Source organism: Pseudoalteromonas sp. 20-92 (assembly GCF_030847595.1).
In the GTDB taxonomy this organism is placed as follows: Bacteria; Pseudomonadota; Gammaproteobacteria; order Enterobacterales; family Alteromonadaceae; genus Pseudoalteromonas; species Pseudoalteromonas fuliginea.
This window is the reverse complement of the sequence record NZ_JANJGQ010000013.1, coordinates 51,716-68,688: the sequence shown is the minus strand read 5'-3', so window position 1 is coordinate 68,688 and position 16,973 is coordinate 51,716. Positions and strand designations below refer to the sequence as shown.

The 16,973-nt window shown below is 39.6% G+C and carries 15 protein-coding genes; 9 read left to right on the top strand and 6 right to left on the bottom strand.

All coding sequences use genetic code 11. The features are described 5' to 3' along the window. Positions 1-405 precede the first annotated feature (405 nt). Complete coding sequence (gene rpmE / locus NRL14_RS12505) at positions 406-621, bottom strand: 50S ribosomal protein L31 (RefSeq protein WP_007377245.1); 216 nt, start codon at positions 619-621, stop codon at positions 406-408. Positions 622-853: 232 nt separating this feature from the next. Between rpmE and priA the strand changes: the two genes are divergently transcribed. The 5 genes from priA to NRL14_RS12480 all read left to right on the top strand — a co-directional run bounded on the left by priA (position 854) and on the right by NRL14_RS12480 (position 5,963). Continuing rightward, positions 854-3,040, top strand: a complete 2,187-nt coding sequence (gene priA, locus NRL14_RS12500) for a primosomal protein N' (RefSeq protein ID WP_033028831.1) — start codon at positions 854-856, stop codon at positions 3,038-3,040. Between the two features lie 20 nt (positions 3,041-3,060). Continuing rightward, on the top strand, positions 3,061-3,588 hold the full coding sequence (locus NRL14_RS12495) for an SPOR domain-containing protein (RefSeq protein WP_007377247.1): 528 nt from the start codon (positions 3,061-3,063) through the stop codon (positions 3,586-3,588). A 79-nt stretch (positions 3,589-3,667) separates the two neighbouring features. Next, entirely contained in the window at positions 3,668-4,186 is a 519-nt protein-coding gene (gene hslV, locus NRL14_RS12490) for an ATP-dependent protease subunit HslV (RefSeq protein WP_002958366.1), read from the top strand. Positions 4,187-4,197: 11 nt separating this feature from the next. Next, positions 4,198-5,526: an HslU--HslV peptidase ATPase subunit gene (gene hslU, locus NRL14_RS12485; protein ID WP_007377248.1), complete on the top strand. Its 1,329-nt coding sequence runs from the start codon at positions 4,198-4,200 to the stop codon at positions 5,524-5,526. Positions 5,527-5,588: 62 nt separating this feature from the next. Continuing rightward, positions 5,589-5,963, top strand: a complete 375-nt coding sequence (locus NRL14_RS12480; protein WP_008137660.1) for a gamma-butyrobetaine hydroxylase-like domain-containing protein — start codon at positions 5,589-5,591, stop codon at positions 5,961-5,963. A 30-nt stretch (positions 5,964-5,993) separates the two neighbouring features. Here the strand turns inward: NRL14_RS12480 and NRL14_RS12475 are convergent, their stop codons facing one another. The 3 genes from NRL14_RS12475 to NRL14_RS12465 form a co-directional block, all read right to left on the bottom strand. Next, on the bottom strand, positions 5,994-7,874 hold the full coding sequence (locus NRL14_RS12475; RefSeq protein WP_008137662.1) for a methyl-accepting chemotaxis protein: 1,881 nt from the start codon (positions 7,872-7,874) through the stop codon (positions 5,994-5,996). 120 nt (positions 7,875-7,994) lie between these two features. After that, positions 7,995-9,026: an MJ1255/VC2487 family glycosyltransferase gene (locus tag NRL14_RS12470; RefSeq protein WP_007377251.1), complete on the bottom strand. Its 1,032-nt coding sequence runs from the start codon at positions 9,024-9,026 to the stop codon at positions 7,995-7,997. Further along, positions 9,023-9,562 carry a phosphatase PAP2 family protein gene (locus NRL14_RS12465; protein ID WP_306724788.1) on the bottom strand — a complete coding sequence of 180 codons (540 nt, stop codon included), beginning with the start codon at positions 9,560-9,562 and terminating at the stop codon, positions 9,023-9,025. Before NRL14_RS12465 ends, NRL14_RS12470 begins: the two co-directional genes overlap by 4 nt. Before the next feature lie 205 nt (positions 9,563-9,767). On the opposite strand from NRL14_RS12465, the gene rraA reads away from it, so the two are divergent. After that, positions 9,768-10,265 carry a ribonuclease E activity regulator RraA gene (gene rraA, locus NRL14_RS12460; RefSeq protein WP_007377253.1) on the top strand — a complete coding sequence of 166 codons (498 nt, stop codon included), beginning with the start codon at positions 9,768-9,770 and terminating at the stop codon, positions 10,263-10,265. A 1-nt stretch (position 10,266) separates the two neighbouring features. Then, positions 10,267-11,316 carry a formimidoylglutamase gene (locus NRL14_RS12455; RefSeq protein WP_306724787.1) on the top strand — a complete coding sequence of 350 codons (1,050 nt, stop codon included), beginning with the start codon at positions 10,267-10,269 and terminating at the stop codon, positions 11,314-11,316. 39 nt (positions 11,317-11,355) lie between these two features. Here NRL14_RS12455 and NRL14_RS12450 read toward each other — a convergent pair whose 3' ends face one another. Both NRL14_RS12450 and hutI read right to left on the bottom strand, forming a co-directional pair. Then, positions 11,356-13,038 carry a GGDEF domain-containing phosphodiesterase gene (locus tag NRL14_RS12450; protein ID WP_306724803.1) on the bottom strand — a complete coding sequence of 561 codons (1,683 nt, stop codon included), beginning with the start codon at positions 13,036-13,038 and terminating at the stop codon, positions 11,356-11,358. A 119-nt stretch (positions 13,039-13,157) separates the two neighbouring features. Next, positions 13,158-14,405, bottom strand: coding sequence for an imidazolonepropionase (gene hutI, locus NRL14_RS12445; protein ID WP_149613925.1), 1,248 nt, complete (start codon positions 14,403-14,405; stop codon positions 13,158-13,160). Positions 14,406-14,524: 119 nt separating this feature from the next. Here hutI and hutC point away from each other — a divergent pair, with 119 nt between their 5' ends. Continuing rightward, positions 14,525-15,232: a histidine utilization repressor gene (hutC, locus tag NRL14_RS12440; RefSeq protein ID WP_007377257.1), complete on the top strand. Its 708-nt coding sequence runs from the start codon at positions 14,525-14,527 to the stop codon at positions 15,230-15,232. A 66-nt stretch (positions 15,233-15,298) separates the two neighbouring features. After that, entirely contained in the window at positions 15,299-16,972 is a 1,674-nt protein-coding gene (gene hutU, locus NRL14_RS12435; protein ID WP_149613927.1) for a urocanate hydratase, read from the top strand. Position 16,973: the final 1 nt, after the last annotated feature.

Here is a 16,973-nt window from a genome sequence, read left to right as displayed (position 1 = left end):
TAATTTTAAGAGGTTTTTCAGTAACTTTGCGAAGATATAGCGACATTTCATAAATAGAAATTCATATAAAAAGCATTTTTAGAGGTACTTTTAGCCGCGAGCCATTTTCTCTAAAAACGACTATCAAATTTTTAGTATAAATAACTATAAACAGCTTAATAGTCTACTTTAAAAACATTTATCTTCACGTTAGCTACATTTAACAACTTAGTTAAAAAATGAACACTTCAAAATATAGAGACTATTACGTACTTTGTCTGCAAAGGTTTATGCATACTCAGAATAAGAACAAGAAATAGTTATGCAAAGGAGATAACGTATAAATAGGCAGGAAAAGCACGTAAAGATAAATTTCAGGCACAAAAAAAGCACCCTAAGGTGCTTCTTTTAACTAAATAGCAAAAATTACTTCTTGCTACCAAGTGCACCGAAACGCTTGTTGAAACGATCAACACGTCCGCCAGTGTCTAAAACTTTTTGCTTACCAGTGTAAAACGGGTGACACGCAGAACATACGTCTAAGTGAATGTTTTTACAAAGAGTAGAGCTTGTTTCGAATTCATTTCCGCATGAACATGTTGCTGAAATTACTTCGTACTTAGGGTGAATACCTTCTTTCATAGAAACCTCTAGTTAAGGCCGCATCGCTCTCCAAACCCGTAGTTTGGTACCATACGTCGTTAAAACAAATTTGTTGGTGGCGGATTTTATCCAACAACTACCGAGCACACAAGGTTTAATTATAATTTTTTGCTAAAAAAGTAACCAAATAATAAAATGACTATAATTTGCTAGTAGGTTTTTAACTGTATATTTAGTACATTACACCATTAATTTTATTGGTTGAGTTGTTATGCGTTTTGTTGAAGTTGCTATTAAAGTCCCATTACCGCGCACCTTTGATTATAAAGTAGATGAACAGCTCTCAGGCTTGGTTTCTGATCTGAAGCCCGGAATGCGCGTTTTGGTACCCTTTGGTAATCAGCGTAAAGTGGCTGTTATATTAGCAGTAAAAAAGAGTACTGAAGTACCTGAGAGTAAAATTAAAAGCATTTTTGAAGTTATCGACGATACCCCAATATTATCTAGCGAACATTTAGATCTCCTTAGTTTTACAGCGCGTTATTATTGTTACCCACTCGGCGAAACGATTCATATAGCTCTGCCTAGTGCACTACGCCAAGGTGAATCACCAGACAAAACAAGCATTAACATGGTAATGCTTACCGAAAAAGGCGCTAAAGTACCGTCATTAAAAGCTAAAACTCAACTCAACTTATTAAAACAGTTATCACAATCAGGTAAGTCATCGTTAACCGAACTAAAAGCACTTGGCTTTAGTAAAAAAACAATAGATAGCCTCATTGCTAAAGAACTCATCACACAAACTATCGAACACGATAACCAATGGCAAAGCGTTGCGCCAACCGTCGGTAGTAAACCGGTACTTAATAAAGAACAAGCAGTGGCCTGTACAGCAATCAATCAAAGTACCGGTTTTAGCAGCTTTTTATTAGAAGGCGTAACGGGCAGTGGTAAAACTGAAGTGTATTTACAGTGCTTAGAAGAAGTATTAAAACGTGGCGAGCAAGCCCTCGTACTCGTGCCCGAAATCGGCCTAACACCGCAAACGGTAAACCGTTTTCGTCGCCGCTTCCCAGATACACCTGTTATGCTTTGGCACTCAGCACTTACCGACAACGAACGCCTACAAACATGGCGATTTTGTGAAAAAGGCAGTTGTGCGATAGTTATTGGCACACGTTCGAGTATTTTTCTGCCATTTTTAAAACTCGGTATGATTGTTGTTGATGAAGAACACGACTCGTCATTTAAACAACAAGATACCCTTCGTTACCATGCTCGTGATTTAGCCGCTTATAGAGCTTTCCAGCATAAAATTCCGCTTATATTAGGCAGCGCCACACCCGCGCTTGAAACGCTCCACAAAGCACTTAATAACAAATATCAGTTATTAAGCTTAACCGAGCGCGCGCAAACAGCCACCGACAACCAGTTTAAGTTACTCGATATGAAAGGTCAGCCCGACCAAGCAGGTATTGCACATGCTAGCCTTGCCACTATGCGACAGCATTTAAACCGCGGTAAACAGGTTATGGTGTTTTTAAATCGTCGAGGTTTCTCACCCACTCTTATTTGCCATGAGTGTGGCTGGCTAAGTGAATGTAAACGCTGCAGTACCAGCGCCACTTTTCACAAAGCGATTGGGCAAATGATCTGCCATCACTGTGGCGACCAGTACCCTGTTCCTCACCAATGCCCTGATTGTGGCAGCACGCAAATATTTCCTAACGGCAAAGGCACAGAGCAAATTGAAGAATTTTTATCAACCGAATTCCCTGATACACCCGTTACTCGCATAGACCGCGATTCAACTCGCCGTAAAGGTAGCCTTGAAAAAGCACTAGATGAAATAAACCTAGGCGGTGCACGCATTCTAGTAGGCACACAAATGCTTGCTAAAGGTCATCACTTTGCAGATGTAAGCCTCGTTATAATTTTAGACGTTGATAGCGGGTTATATTCATGCGATTTTAGAGCGACAGAGCATTTAGCACAGTTAGTTACTCAGGTAGCTGGTCGTGCAGGACGTTCAGGGGAGCCTGGCCAAGTATTATTACAAACACACTTTCCAGAGCACCCACTTTTACAAGACTTAGTTAATAACGGTTATCAGGATTTTGCCCGTTTTGCCCTTAGTGAGCGCGATGATGCGGACTTACCACCCATTACAAATATGGCCATTGTCCGTGCACAAGGACATAGTATTAAACTAGTCGTCGATTTTTTGACGGATTTGGTTCCTGTGAATGGGGTATCTGGTATACAATTGCTCGGTCCGATCCCTGCACCTCTTGAAAAAGTCGCAGGTATGTATCGCTTTCAATTACATATTCAAGCGCAAGATCGTCGCATATTACATCAGTACCTTGCGCAAATGGTTGATTATTTAAGCTCAAGCAAACTTGCACAAAAAGTGCGCTGGAGCTTAGACGTAGACCCTATAGACATGATTTAGGTTAAGGCCAAAATAACGCTATGGCACAGCACGATTACATTAACAAAAAACCAGCAAATAGAAAAAACACTAAAAAAGCACCCACTAAAAAACCATTTCCAATTTTTTTAGTGAGCATTGCTATTTTACTTGTAGGTGGTTTCGTTTACGGATTATGGTTTATTAAAAGTAATGCCGATCCAAAACTTGTCGAAAAGCAAGCTCACCCAACTGCGCCTGAAAAAGTAGAAGTTGTTATTCCACGCACGCCGGAATTTATTAAAGAAATTAGAAACCACGAAATTCAAGTTGAAGTAAAAGAGCTTGAACAAAAAGGTCCTTATGTTATGCAATGCGGTTCGTTCAGAACTCATGCACAAGCTGAATCGTTAAAAGCTAAAATCGCATTTGCAGGGCTCATTTCTGAGATAAAACAGGCTGAAGGCAGCAATGGTACTTGGTATAAAGTGCGCCTAGGTCCTTATAAAACCAAACGCCAAGCCGAAAGCGATAAAAACAAACTTAAACGTGTAAAAATAGTCGGCTGCGGAATTTGGGGCTGGACTTGAAAATAAACCATTCACCCATATAACCTCATCATAATCGTTTTTTACGAGTTGCCTCTGCAGCTCGATGATGAGGAATAACATGACTACTATCGTAAGTGTTCGCCGTGGCGACAAAGTTGTAATTGGCGGCGATGGCCAAGTGTCTCTTGGTAACACCGTAATGAAGGGCAACGCCCGTAAAGTTCGACGTCTTTATAATGGCAAAGTAATCGCTGGGTTTGCCGGTGGTACTGCTGATGCCTTCACTCTTTTCGAACGCTTTGAAAGCAAATTAGAAATGCACCAAGGAAACCTAACTAAAGCCGCAGTAGAAATGGCTAAAGATTGGCGAAGTGACCGTGCACTTCGAAAACTCGAAGCACTGCTCGCTGTAGCAGACGAAACAGCCTCTTTAATTATTACCGGTAACGGTGATGTGGTTCAGCCAGAAAATGACCTAATTGCAATTGGCAGTGGTGGTAACTTTGCCCAATCAGCAGCAACAGCCTTATTAGAAAATACCGACTTAAGCGCTCGTGAAATAGTAGAAAAAAGTTTAACTATTGCAGGCAACATCTGCGTATTTACTAATAACTTCCAAACAATCGAAGAATTATAATAGGAACTATTATGTCTGATATGACCCCAAGAGAAATTGTTCACGAGCTAGATCAGCATATTATAGGTCAGGCTAAAGCTAAAAAAGCAGTGGCTATCGCGCTTCGTAATCGCTGGCGTCGTATGCAATTAAATGAAGATTTACGCAGCGAAGTAACACCAAAAAATATTTTAATGATTGGTCCAACCGGCGTAGGTAAAACAGAAATTGCACGCCGTTTAGCAAAATTAGCGAATGCGCCATTCATTAAAGTAGAAGCGACTAAGTTCACTGAAGTTGGCTATGTTGGTAAAGAAGTTGAGACAATCATCCGCGATTTAGTCGATGTATCAATTAAAATGACTCGCGAACAGCAGACTAAAAAGTTTAAACATCGCGCCGAAGAAGCAGCAGAAGAGCGCATTTTAGATGCCCTTTTACCTCCTGCAAAAGACCAATTTGGCGAAAGCCAACGCGACGATAATTCATCAACACGCCAAACATTCCGTAAAAAGCTACGTGAAGGTCAGTTAGATGATAAAGAAATTGAAATCGATTTAGCACAAGCACAACCAAACGTAGAAATTATGGCGCCTCCTGGTATGGAAGATATGACCAACCAGCTACAAAGCATGTTTCAAAACATGGGCGGCGATAAGCGTACTAAACGTAAACTAAAAATCAAAGAAGCCTTCAAACTATTAACGGAAGAAGAAGCCGCTAAATTAGTAAATCCTGAAGAACTAAAAGAACAAGCTATTTTTGCAGTAGAGCAAAACGGTATTGTGTTTATTGATGAAATAGACAAAATTTGTAAGCGCGGCGATTCTTCAGGCCCTGATGTGAGCCGAGAAGGTGTTCAGCGCGACTTGCTACCGCTAATTGAAGGCTCAACAGTAAACACTAAACACGGCATGGTTAAAACTGACCATATGTTGTTTATTGCCTCTGGTGCGTTTCAGATGGCAAAGCCATCAGATATGATCCCAGAGCTACAAGGTCGCTTACCGATTCGAGTAGAACTTGAAGCACTCACTGCAGATGACTTTAAACGCATCCTTACAGAGCCTCATGCATCGCTTACTGAGCAACAACGCGAGCTACTTAAAACTGAACAGGTATCAATTGAGTTTAGTGATGATGCAATTGAGCGTATTGCTAAAGCCGCTTGGCAAGTTAACGAAAAAACCGAAAACATCGGTGCTCGTCGTCTTCATACTGTAATGGAAAGATTGATGGAAGAGATTTCATACGATGCTTCTGAAAAAGCAGGTTCGTCTTTAGTAATCGATGCCGCTTATGTTGAAAAACACTTAGGTGCACTTGTTGAAGATGAAGACTTAAGCCGCTTTATTCTATAAAACGAATATAAACGTTATACTAAAAGCCTCCATATTGGAGGCTTTTTAATGGGATATATTAAATGAAACACGTAACAAAAGTGCATTACCACAGTGTGAGTAAAAATCTAGATGTTTACTTTGATGATGACAGCCAAGCCGTCTTTAGCTGTGAATTTTTACGTGTTCACTCCCCTTCTGCTGAAGTGCAAGGCCATGGCTCTGGTCCAATGAAGCTAGTACTTAATAAGCAAGATGTAGGAATAAAAAGTATTGTACCTGTTGGACACTATGCCTTGCGCTTAGATTTTGATGATGGCCATAATAGCGGGTTATTTAGCTGGCACTATTTTGCAAAACTGCAAGAGCAGCACGATACATTGTGGGCTGAATATTTAGAGCGTGTAATTGAGCTCAAGCAAAGTAAAGACAGTGTACCAATAAAGTTTATTCCTTAAACTTTATTGGTTATTTTTTACAAGCTTTATTTATACCTTAAACTTATCAATCGCGCTAAATAACACACGAGCCTGCTCAGATACTTCTTCACTTGTTTGTGCATTGTTCGCGGCATGCCCTGATGCATCTTGAGCAATATCACGAATACGCACTACATTTTTATTAACCTCTGACGCCACTTGGCTTTGCTCGTCAATTGCGACGGCTATTTGAGTACTCATTTCCATTATAGTTTGTACATCTTCCGTAATTGCACCTAATAATTCTCCAGCTTTAATCGCTTGCGAGGCACTTTCATCGCCTTGTGAACGACACTGATGCATAATACTCACAACTTCTTGAGTGCGCTGTTGTAATGTATTAATAATCCCTTCAATCTCGCTAGTAGACTCTTGTGTACGTTGTGCAAGTGAGCGGACTTCATCTGCTACTACGGCAAAACCACGACCATACTCACCAGCTCGAGCAGCTTCAATTGCAGCATTAAGTGCGAGTAAATTTGTTTGCTCAGCAATACCACGGATCACATCAAGCACAGAACCAATTGTCTCCCCATCTTTTTCGAGCTGTGATACCACACTCGATGCATTCCCAAGGGATTCAGATAGGTCTCTAATATGCTTAACCGTTGAATCCACTTCATTACGCCCTTGCTGTGCACTTAAGTTGGTCGATTCCGCTTTTTTGGCTGCTGCTTCGGTATTATGAGAAATATCTTGAATAGTCGCCTGCATTTCAGTTGCCGCGGTTGCTACCATATCTGCTTCATGAAGTTGCTCTTGCATACCTGAACTTGTTGCTGCAGTGCTTTCTGATAAATGCTCAGTGGCTACATTAAGCGTATTTAAAGCCGTGTTGACTTCATTTATTAAGTTTCTAAAGTCACCAATGAGGCTATTAAAATCGATTGTCATGGTGGTAATTTCATCTTTACCTGTTTGCTCTATCATCACACTTAAATCATTATTACGACGAATGTCGTTAATGGTGTGATAAACACGCTCTATAGGTACAATGATTGAGTGACTGGTAAAGTAAACAAGCGCTAGAACAATCACACCTGCAATTACAAAAACCAAAATGGCTAAAAATTGTGCTTGCTCTACACTCTTTTCAACTTGTAGTTTTGTTTCTTTAACAATTTGAGTAACAATTACATCGCTTTTATTGACGCTTTCTCGCATCACACCTAACGCACCAGAATTAAGGTCTAAGCCTAATGCTGTTTGCGCTTGTACAAGTGTTTCAAACTCATTTTGATACATATCAATCAAAGGGGTTATTTTTGCTTTGTAGCTGCTTAGCAGATCAGTCGATGCTATCTGTTGCTTAAACGTATTTATGCCTTCATTAAATCGCTCTAAGTATTTAATATCAAATCTCAGCATAAAATCTTTTTCTGAGCGCCTAAGTTGCAACATAGATGATAAAAGCTTGTAGTCTTGCTGCTCTTTCAGCAGTACTTCGACTTCATGCACAGCAGCTCTGAGCTTACCATATAAGCCATCTTTAGGATTCAGCCCAATCTCTTTTTGTAATTTAACAACAGTATTAAAATCATTGTTATAACTATTAATTAGTTGCTCAAAATGCTCAACCTGAGCAGCAGAAATATCTTGTTGGCTCATTGATTGCTTTAATTTTGTAATTTTACTACTTAACTGCTTAAAATCAGTTTCAAATTCAGTTAACGCTTCTTCGTGCTTATAAAATAGAAAATTTTTCTCATGTTTACGCAGTGCTAGTGCATGTACATTAAGTTCTTCTGCTAATTGAATAGTCTTATTTAAGTTTAAGGTTGTACGTGATTCAAAAATGATCACACATAAAAGAATCACCATAGCTAAACCAACAACAACTGCGTTTAATTGCAAACGTCGTTTAATAGTTAAGTTTTGTAAAAAAATCATCGCAAACGCCTTTATTAAATATGCTTTAATATTATAGCTTATTGAGTCAAAGCAACTAATTAAATTAATAGATTTTTATTTTATATAGTTATTTAGTGTTGTTAATTTTAGTTTTCATCATTATAAATTCACACTTCCCCATAAACCTTTATGTAATGAGTGTGTATTATTCCATTGTTTTTTAAGCAGCCAAAAAATCAAAGGAGCGGGATCACTGGGGTAATTAATCTGTTTATTTTGTGGCGCAGTATTCCAATCATCAAGCGCTTGGGGATTTAAATAACTCATTACATGTGCCATACCCATTGCAAGTAGCGTTTGTGCATTAGCGCCTTGCTCAAACTGCCCGTCTAAAGGTTTTAATAATAATTTTTTTCCTAATTTTAATGCTTCACTAGCAAGCTCAAACCCTGCGTTTCCTATTACGCCACTTGTATTTGCTAAATCATTTAAAAAGCCAGTGCGTGAAGGGGAACGCAAATGTATATGTCCAATAGATTGATTACAGGCGTGCGGGTGATAACAATAAAACTCTTTTTCGGGGAAGTCTTTTAAATAATCTATAATGCTGTCTAAATTTTCGAAAGGTAAATACACCAATACTTTATTCATAACCGCCACTGGATTGCCATGTTGATGATTAGCGATAAAAGGGGGAATAATATTATGCGCGAAAGGCTGCCAATGAACACCTAAATACGTATTGGCTGGTGCGTAGTATTTAATAAGTGACTTACGTAAAATCCCGCGACTAAACATAGGCACACTACTGGACAAAAATGCGGCCTGATGGCTAATTCCAACAACCGGAATTCCAGCCCTTTTTGCAGCCCATGCAGAAACTGGCTCAAAGTCATTGAGTACAAAATCATACTGTTTTACATCGAGCGACTTTATATCTGCAAGCAATTTACAAGGGCGCGCGTTGCTAACTGTTCGATAGCTTTTTACTTGACCATTTTCTGTATCAAAAGATAACCCCCGAAAACTTTTATACTGCCCAAACTCTTGCATATCAAAGTAGTCTTTTTTAGCACGTCCTGAAAAAATATAATCAACATCAATTCCTAATTCCTTAAAACCACTTGCCATGACCCGAGCGCGAGTAATATGACCATTCCCAGTACCTTGAATACCATATAATATTTTCATTCAGGCACCACTAATGCTAAAGAAAATATCGCACATGAACTACCAACCACAGCACCTAGAATAATATCCGCGGGAAAATGAACCCCGAGTACAACTCGAGAAATTGCCACTCCCGAGGCCCAGCCAAATAATAGCCAAGTATATTCAGGAAAAAAATGGCTTAAGATCACCGCGACTAAAAATGCGGCTGCACTGTGCCCTGAAGGTAAACTAAATTTATCACTAGGTACTATGTAAGCGTTTGTAACTAAACAATCGCACGGCCGAACCCGAGCAAAACGATTTTTAGCTAAAAAGTAGATAGGTCTTTCTATCGCAAATCCGAGTAGCAAAGTTACTGGTAATAACTGATATGGTTCATTGTTACTTAACCACCATACAGCCCCACATATGAGTAGATAAAGGCCACCATCACCACTTTTTGATAGTCCAAATGCGATTACTTTCAGCCATGAAGGCGATTTACAATTAAACAGAGTTAAAAATAATTGCTCATCTATTTGAGCTACTTTTTTAAGCATATTATTACTATCCATCACTTACTCCTAGCTGCATAATATATGAACACTGTTTTAGCTTAGGTGTTGTAAATAACAATTGCGTGACGCTTTTAAGACACTATTGTTGCTTTTATTGATTCCCTTCTTATTTTGCCTAAATTTACTGCGATTAAGTCGTTGTTATTGCTTATGAGGAGGGTATACTGAGGTATAAATTAATGTACCTTTTGAGGATAAAATAATGGATTACAGCACTTCTGATTTATGCGACCACTTTGCTGATGTGGTTGACGTGCTAGAACCAATGTTCATCAACTTTGGTGGTCGCCACAGTTTTGGTGGTCGCATTAAAACGGTTAAATGTTTTGAAAATAATGAACTGATCCGCGAATTACTTTCTCAAGATGGTACTGGCTTAGTGCTTCTTATTGATGGCGGTGGTTCAACTCGTCGTGCGCTTATCGACATCGAAATAGCCGAACTTGCACTCGAAAATAACTGGAATGGCATTGTTGTATACGGCGCAGTACGTCATGTCGATGAGCTTGAAGAACTTGATTTAGGTATTCAAGCAATTGCCTCAATACCGGTTGCTGCCGACAGCGAAGGTGCTGGCGAAGACGCAATAGGTGTTAACTTTGCTGGTGTATCATTTTTTGATGACGACTTTATTTATGCTGACAGTACTGGCATTGTTTTATCTGCTGAAGAACTAGAATTGGAAATCGTAGAAGCATAACGTGACCAATCATTTAAAGGTATATGATGAAAGCGCGGTTAAAGCGATTTGCTCTATCCGCGCAAACGAAAAAAAAGCTTGGCAAGCAATGGCCTTGCTCGATACTCAAGTTAATGTGCAACAAGCACTTATTGATGCCGCACAGTTTGGTATTCGCTATGTATTACTCGGTATTTGCGAAGATATTGGCCCCAAAGCAAACCTAGGAAATGGCGGTGCAGACGAAGCGTGGCCGGCTTTTTTAACGCGTTTTTTAAACCAACCTCATAATCAATTTATTGCTACACAAAAAGTACTTTTATTAGGTGAAGTCAATGTTGATGATCTAATGGCAAAAAGTAAGCAGCTTGATAATCAACAGCCTAAACAGTTAAATCAATTACGAGATTTATGTCAGCAACTCGATGAACGAGTAGAAAATGTATTATCCCTTGTATTTAAAGCAGGTCTTGAGCCAATTATTATTGGCGGGGGGCATAATAACTGCTTAGGTATTATTCGTGCTTTAAGTAAATATAAAAATACACCGGTTAATGCCATAAATTTTGATCCTCATGCCGACTTTAGAGACTGTGAAGGCCGTCACAGTGGCAACGGTTTCCGGTATGCGTACAACGAACAGCTCTTAAATAATTATCACGTGATTGGTTTACACGAACTGAAAAACAATCAAGCTATTCTTGAAGCTATGGCTAACGCTAATTTTAAATTTAATAGCTACCAATCGATAAAAGTGAGACGGGATATTACACTCACTCAAGCCGTTAATAATGCACTAAATAGCTTTGATAACTTACCACTTGGAGTTGAAGTAGATTTAGACAGCATTTCTTACATGCCAGTAAGTGCCTATACGTGCAGTGGATTTAACGTGGACGACAGTGAGCACTTTGTGCATTTAGCCGCTAAAAACCGTCAGTCTCAGTATTTACATTTATGTGAAGCTGCACCAAATCAGCATCCAAATAACATTGAGAATGGCATGCAACACTGTGGGCAAGTAATTAGCGCGCTAGTGAATACCTATTTACAAGCTAAAGAAGGCCTTTAGTAAACGCCTTACTTTTATTGAAATAAAAAATACTGCTATTTACCGTGAAGTAGGAGGAATATATTCCCCTTGTGTTAACTGCCACTGCTTTAGCCAGCTCATTAAACCAATACTACTCAATGGATGACCAAAGTAATAACCTTGTGCAGCATAAGCATTTAAACTTTTAACAAATCTCAGTTGCTCAAACGTTTCTACGCCCTCAAAAATAACTTTAGTCTTTTGCTGGTTATGCATTTCAACCATGCCACTAATTAAACTGCGTATATTATTTTGATTGCTAAAATCAGCAGTTAACGACGGTGCAACTTTAATATACTCAACAGCTAAATTGGGTAATTTAGACAGTAGTACTGGATTATCACCGAGCCCATCAACACAGACTTTTAATCCAATGTTATTGAGCCTAGCAATCATCGCCCTACCTTTATTATCTAAATTGGTAAAAATGTGTAACGGGCATTCAACAATTAAATCCCCAGCCTCTAGTTGATGTTCACTTGTGATGCGGTCAACAAACTCAACAAACTCTTCGTTAAGCATTTCAGGACCAAATACATTAATACTAAGCGGTATTGCTATCCCTTCTATACGCAATGCCATTGCGAGTTCTGCCGCACGCTCTATCACAAAAGTAGCTAATGGATAAGCCAATCCTGCAATTCTAATATCATCAATAAATCTATTTGCAGATAAAATACCTTGCTTTGGATGCTGCCAACGTAACAACAGTTCTAAAAATTCTATTTTTCCATCATCATTACGAATAATTGGTTGAAAATAGAGCTCTAGTTCACTTGAAAAGTCGATATTAGCTAACTCTTTTAGGCGTGCTTGTTGCTCAAGTTGCTCTACCATCATTTGCTGATGATACGGGACCACCTTTCGTTGAGGGTGACTATCAAGCGCTAAATATGCGTAGGATATTAAATCATCAAAATTATTTTCTTGTGCCCCGCAATCCACATAACTTGCTCGTGCGTTAACCTCTACGGTACAGTTTGCAACATTGAAAGGTTTTAATGTTGCACCAAGAATGTGCTCTATAACGTGCTCATGAAGATGATTTTGAGTCGCCAAACTACAAATAAAGGCAAAGTTAAGTCCACCTAAATGCGCCAGTTTTTCTTGTGACCCTAAATCAACAATCTCATCGTTTTCTAATAGTTTTTTTATTCTATTTGCTGATTGAGTCAGTAATAAGTCACCGAAATCTCGCCCTATTTGCTGGTTAACTTGTTCAAAGCCCTCTAGGCGAATAATGACTAGTGCTGCCTTTATGGGTGTATCATCACACCAGGCATAATAGCCTTCTCGTAACTTTTTTCTGTCTGCAAAGCTAGAAAGTGGTGAATTTTCAATAAATATTTCTTGCGCTTTATCTTCGACAATCACTTCCTCAGCCAATTCATCTTCACTGATAAAACCAGCAACAGCTAAGAATAAAATAGCGATAACAATCCAAAATAAAGGGATTGCTAATAATAAATGTGCAGAAAAAAGTACAACAAATAACAAACTAGCAAACGAGCTGATGATGATCATAGTCCAATTACTACGCTCAAACGCCTGCCACAAATGAAAACAAAACCCAAAGGCAAGTAAAATAGCTAACCAAGCAGTACCCAGACTTAAAATTGCTAAACCAACAACAGCAATACATAGGTAGCTAAACTTCATACCGCTATTTTTTATAGTAAATAATGACGCGATCATTGCCATTAACAAGGCACCACTAAAAAATATCGGGAAGTTACTGTCGGTTAAAAAACTCAAATTAGCACCACTTGTACTCGCTAAAAAATTCAATAAAAGCATGTTTATTATGGACGAAATTAATACTAACTAAGTTTACCCAAAATCCATAAGTTTAACAGTCTATTTACGCCAAATTGGTAACTTAATTGTGACGGATGATTTATTTGCCAATGCGCAATGTCAGCTCTTGCGCCAACCTTTAAAACACCACGCTCATCTAACCCTAGAGCCTTAGCTGCATTTCGAGTAACACCAGCTAATGCTTGCTCAGGTGTTAATCTAAATAATGTGCACGCCATGTTCATCATCAAGTGCACTGAACATAGGGGAGATGTACCTGGGTTAAAATCACTAGCAATAGCTATCGGTACTTTATATTGATTAAGTAATTCAATAGGTGGGAATTTAGTTTCTCTTAAAAAATAAAAAGCGCCTGGCAATAACACCGCTACCGTCCCAACGTCTGCCATAGCTTTTACACCCTCTTCGTCAAGATGCTCTATATGATCCGCCGAAAGGCCATTGAACTGCGCCACCAGCTCAGCACCATGTTGATTAGATAACTGTTCAGCATGGCATTTTACTGGGAGGTTATGCTTTTTAGCTGCCTGGAAAACACGCTTGGTTTGCGAATAACTAAAGCCTACATTTTCACAAAATACATCGACTGCATCAGCAAGATTATTAGCCACTACCTGATCAAGCATGTCAGTACATACCAAATCAATATATTCATCAGCACGGCCTTTGTATTCAGGCGGTAGAGCATGCGCCCCTAAAAAAGTAGTTTTAATATCAATAGGGTGATGTTCACCTAATAAACGAGCGACTTCTAATATTTTTATCTCGTTTTCAGTATCTAGTCCATAGCCTGATTTTATTTCAACGGTTGTTACACCTTCTTTTAACAACGTATTTAAGCGATCTTTTGCATCAACAAATAGCTGTTCACGATCGGCTGCTCTTGTGGCTTTAACCGTACTTGCTATGCCACCACCTTGTGCTGCGATTTGCTCATAACTTACACCCTGCAAGCGCTGTTCAAACTCTTGCGATCTTGAACCTGCAAATACTAAGTGCGTATGACAGTCTATTAGGCCTGGCGTTAACCATTGTCCTTTTACACTCAATGTCGGCGTTGCAAACACATCAAAACTAGGCAATATTGATTGCTCTCCAATCCACGCAATTTTACCATTTTTAATGGCTATAGCAGCATTTTCAATTGCGCCATAAGGGGCATTTATATTGCTATCCATAGTGGCAATATTGGCATCAGTTAAAAGTAAGTCGATTTCTTCTAACTCATAATTTTGTGTTGTGCTTTGCATATTGCAGCCCTTTTTACACCGTGAATAATGAAAATATAGTCTAACAACCCATCTTGTATATACAAGATAATTGTGTCATCTTATTTATATAGTTTATTTTTAATGTAACCATAAATTTAATGACGACACCTAAATTTGCGCAAATAAAACAATTCATTGTCGATAAAATTCGCAGCGGTACGTGGCAAGAAAACCAACGTGTTCCCTCTGAAAACGAACTAAGTAGTCAATTTAGTGTAAGCAGGATGACAGCCCGCCGAGCACTAAGCGAACTAACCGAGGCTGGTATTTTAACCCGCAGCCAAGGGTTAGGTACATTTGTAGCTACATTTAAATCGCAGTCATCGTTACTTGAAATAAAAAATATTGCTGATGAAGTAAAAGAGCGTAACGGCAACTACACCTGTAGCGTACTCATACTCGAATCAATAAATGCAGTCGCACCTATTGCCATTGCACTTGGTGTTGAGGTTGACAGTGTTGTATATCGAAGTGTACTTGTGCATAACGAAAACGACAGCCCTTTGCAGCTAGAAGAGCGTTTTGTAAATCCTGCCCTTGCGACTGGCTACTTACAACAAGACTTTAGCATGCTTACACCTCATGAATATCTATCTAGTGTTGCCCCACTTACCCAAGCAAGGCATACCGTAGAGGCTATTATGCCAAACAGCGAAATGTGCCAATGGTTAAACTTATATAACGAAGAGCCATGCTTACAAGTTATTCGACGCACATGGTCTATTAACGGCATTGTAAGCTTTGCGCGCCTTGTATCACCAGGCAGTAAATATCGCTTAGGTGGTCACTTAACATTTAAAAAATAACAAACAATAGCGCTTACTGCGCTTTTTTTATAACAAATCACCTTGTATATACAACAGGAGCAAAACATGAACAACCGACTCGACACAAGTCGCGTAATACGTGCACCTCATGGCGATAAAATAAGTGCTAAAAGCTGGCAAACAGAAGCTGCTAAGCGCATGCTAATGAATAACTTAGACCCTGAAGTTGCAGAGCATCCTCATGCACTTGTTGTGTATGGTGGTATTGGCCGAGCGGCTCGTGATTGGCCAAGTTATGACAAAATTATAGAAACCCTCGATAGACTCGAAAGCGACGAAACCCTGCTTGTACAATCAGGAAAACCCGTTGGTGTATTTAAAACCCACTGTAATGCCCCTCGCGTGCTTATTGCTAACTCAAATCTTGTTCCACACTGGGCAAATTGGGAGCACTTTAATGAGCTCGATAAAAAAGGCTTGATGATGTACGGGCAAATGACGGCGGGTTCTTGGATTTATATTGGCTCGCAAGGCATAGTACAAGGAACTTACGAGACCTTTGTAGCTATGGCAAAGCAACACTTTGCAGGTAGCGCTAGTGGTAAGTGGGTATTAACAGGTGGTCTTGGTGGTATGGGCGGTGCGCAACCACTTGCAGCTACAATGGCTGGCTTTAGTGCACTGGTTGTTGAATGTGATGAAAGCCGTATCGATTTTCGTATAAAAACAGGCTACGTTGATGTAAAAGCAACAAGTCTTGAACACGCACTGCAATTAATAACCGATGCATGTGTTAAAGGTAAAGCCCTCTCAGTGGGTTTACTAGGTAACGCTGCCGATATTTTTAGTACACTGGTTAAAACAGGCATTACCCCTGATGTAGTTACAGATCAAACATCGGCTCACGATCCATTGAATGGTTACTTACCACAAAACTGGACAATGGATCACGCTGCAAAAATGCGTGAGCAAGATCCAAAAGCCGTAGTAAAAGCTGCTAAACAATCAATGGCAGTCCAAGTTAAAGCTATGCTGGCACTACAAAAAGCCGGAGCCGCCACTACTGATTACGGTAATAATATTCGTCAAATGGCGTTTGATGAGGGTGTTACCAACGCATTTGATTTTCCTGGATTTGTACCTGCCTATATTCGCCCTTTATTTTGTGAAGGTATTGGACCATTTAGATGGGTAGCATTATCAGGCGACCCTGAAGATATATATAAAACCGACGCCAAAGTAAAAGAACTTATTCCTGATGATGCACATTTGCATAACTGGCTTGATATGGCGCGGGAACGCATACAATTCCAAGGTTTACCTGCACGTATTTGCTGGGTTGGACTTAAAGATAGAGCGCGCCTTGCACTGGCCTTTAATGAAATGGTTAAAAATGGCGAACTTAAAGCCCCTATCGTTATTGGTCGCGATCACCTCGATTCTGGTTCAGTTGCCAGCCCTAACCGCGAAACAGAGAGCATGAAAGATGGCTCAGATGCAGTATCAGATTGGCCATTACTCAACGCACTGCTTAATACCGCAAGTGGCGCTACTTGGGTGTCACTTCATCATGGTGGCGGTGTAGGCATGGGATTTAGTCAGCACTCTGGTGTAGTTATTGTTGCCGATGGTACTGATGAAGCTAAAGAGCGTATTGCTCGCGTACTGTGGAATGACCCTGCAACGGGTGTAATGCGCCATGCTGATGCTGGATACGACATAGCAAAAAACTGCGCTAAAGAGCAAAATTTAGACCTACCTATGTTAAACGAGGAATGAT

Bases quoted from the DNA above. Each gene is read 5' to 3' on its own strand.
- NRL14_RS12470 (WP_007377251.1), bottom strand. From the start codon at position 9,026: ATGAAAATATTATATGGTATTCAAGGTACTGGGAATGGTCATATTACT.
- rraA (WP_007377253.1), top strand. From the start codon at position 9,768: ATGGATTACAGCACTTCTGATTTATGCGACCACTTTGCTGATGTGGTT.
- NRL14_RS12450 (WP_306724803.1), bottom strand. From the start codon at position 13,038: ATGGCAATGATCGCGTCATTATTTACTATAAAAAATAGCGGTATGAAG.
- hslU (WP_007377248.1), top strand. From the start codon at position 4,198: ATGTCTGATATGACCCCAAGAGAAATTGTTCACGAGCTAGATCAGCAT.
- NRL14_RS12465 (WP_306724788.1), bottom strand. From the start codon at position 9,562: ATGGATAGTAATAATATGCTTAAAAAAGTAGCTCAAATAGATGAGCAA.
- hslV (WP_002958366.1), top strand. From the start codon at position 3,668: ATGACTACTATCGTAAGTGTTCGCCGTGGCGACAAAGTTGTAATTGGC.
- rpmE (WP_007377245.1), bottom strand. From the start codon at position 621: ATGAAAGAAGGTATTCACCCTAAGTACGAAGTAATTTCAGCAACATGT.
- hutC (WP_007377257.1), top strand. From the start codon at position 14,525: ATGACGACACCTAAATTTGCGCAAATAAAACAATTCATTGTCGATAAA.
- NRL14_RS12475 (WP_008137662.1), bottom strand. From the start codon at position 7,874: ATGATTTTTTTACAAAACTTAACTATTAAACGACGTTTGCAATTAAAC.
- NRL14_RS12480 (WP_008137660.1), top strand. From the start codon at position 5,589: ATGAAACACGTAACAAAAGTGCATTACCACAGTGTGAGTAAAAATCTA.
- NRL14_RS12495 (WP_007377247.1), top strand. From the start codon at position 3,061: ATGGCACAGCACGATTACATTAACAAAAAACCAGCAAATAGAAAAAAC.
- priA (WP_033028831.1), top strand. From the start codon at position 854: ATGCGTTTTGTTGAAGTTGCTATTAAAGTCCCATTACCGCGCACCTTT.
- hutU (WP_149613927.1), top strand. From the start codon at position 15,299: ATGAACAACCGACTCGACACAAGTCGCGTAATACGTGCACCTCATGGC.
- hutI (WP_149613925.1), bottom strand. From the start codon at position 14,405: ATGCAAAGCACAACACAAAATTATGAGTTAGAAGAAATCGACTTACTT.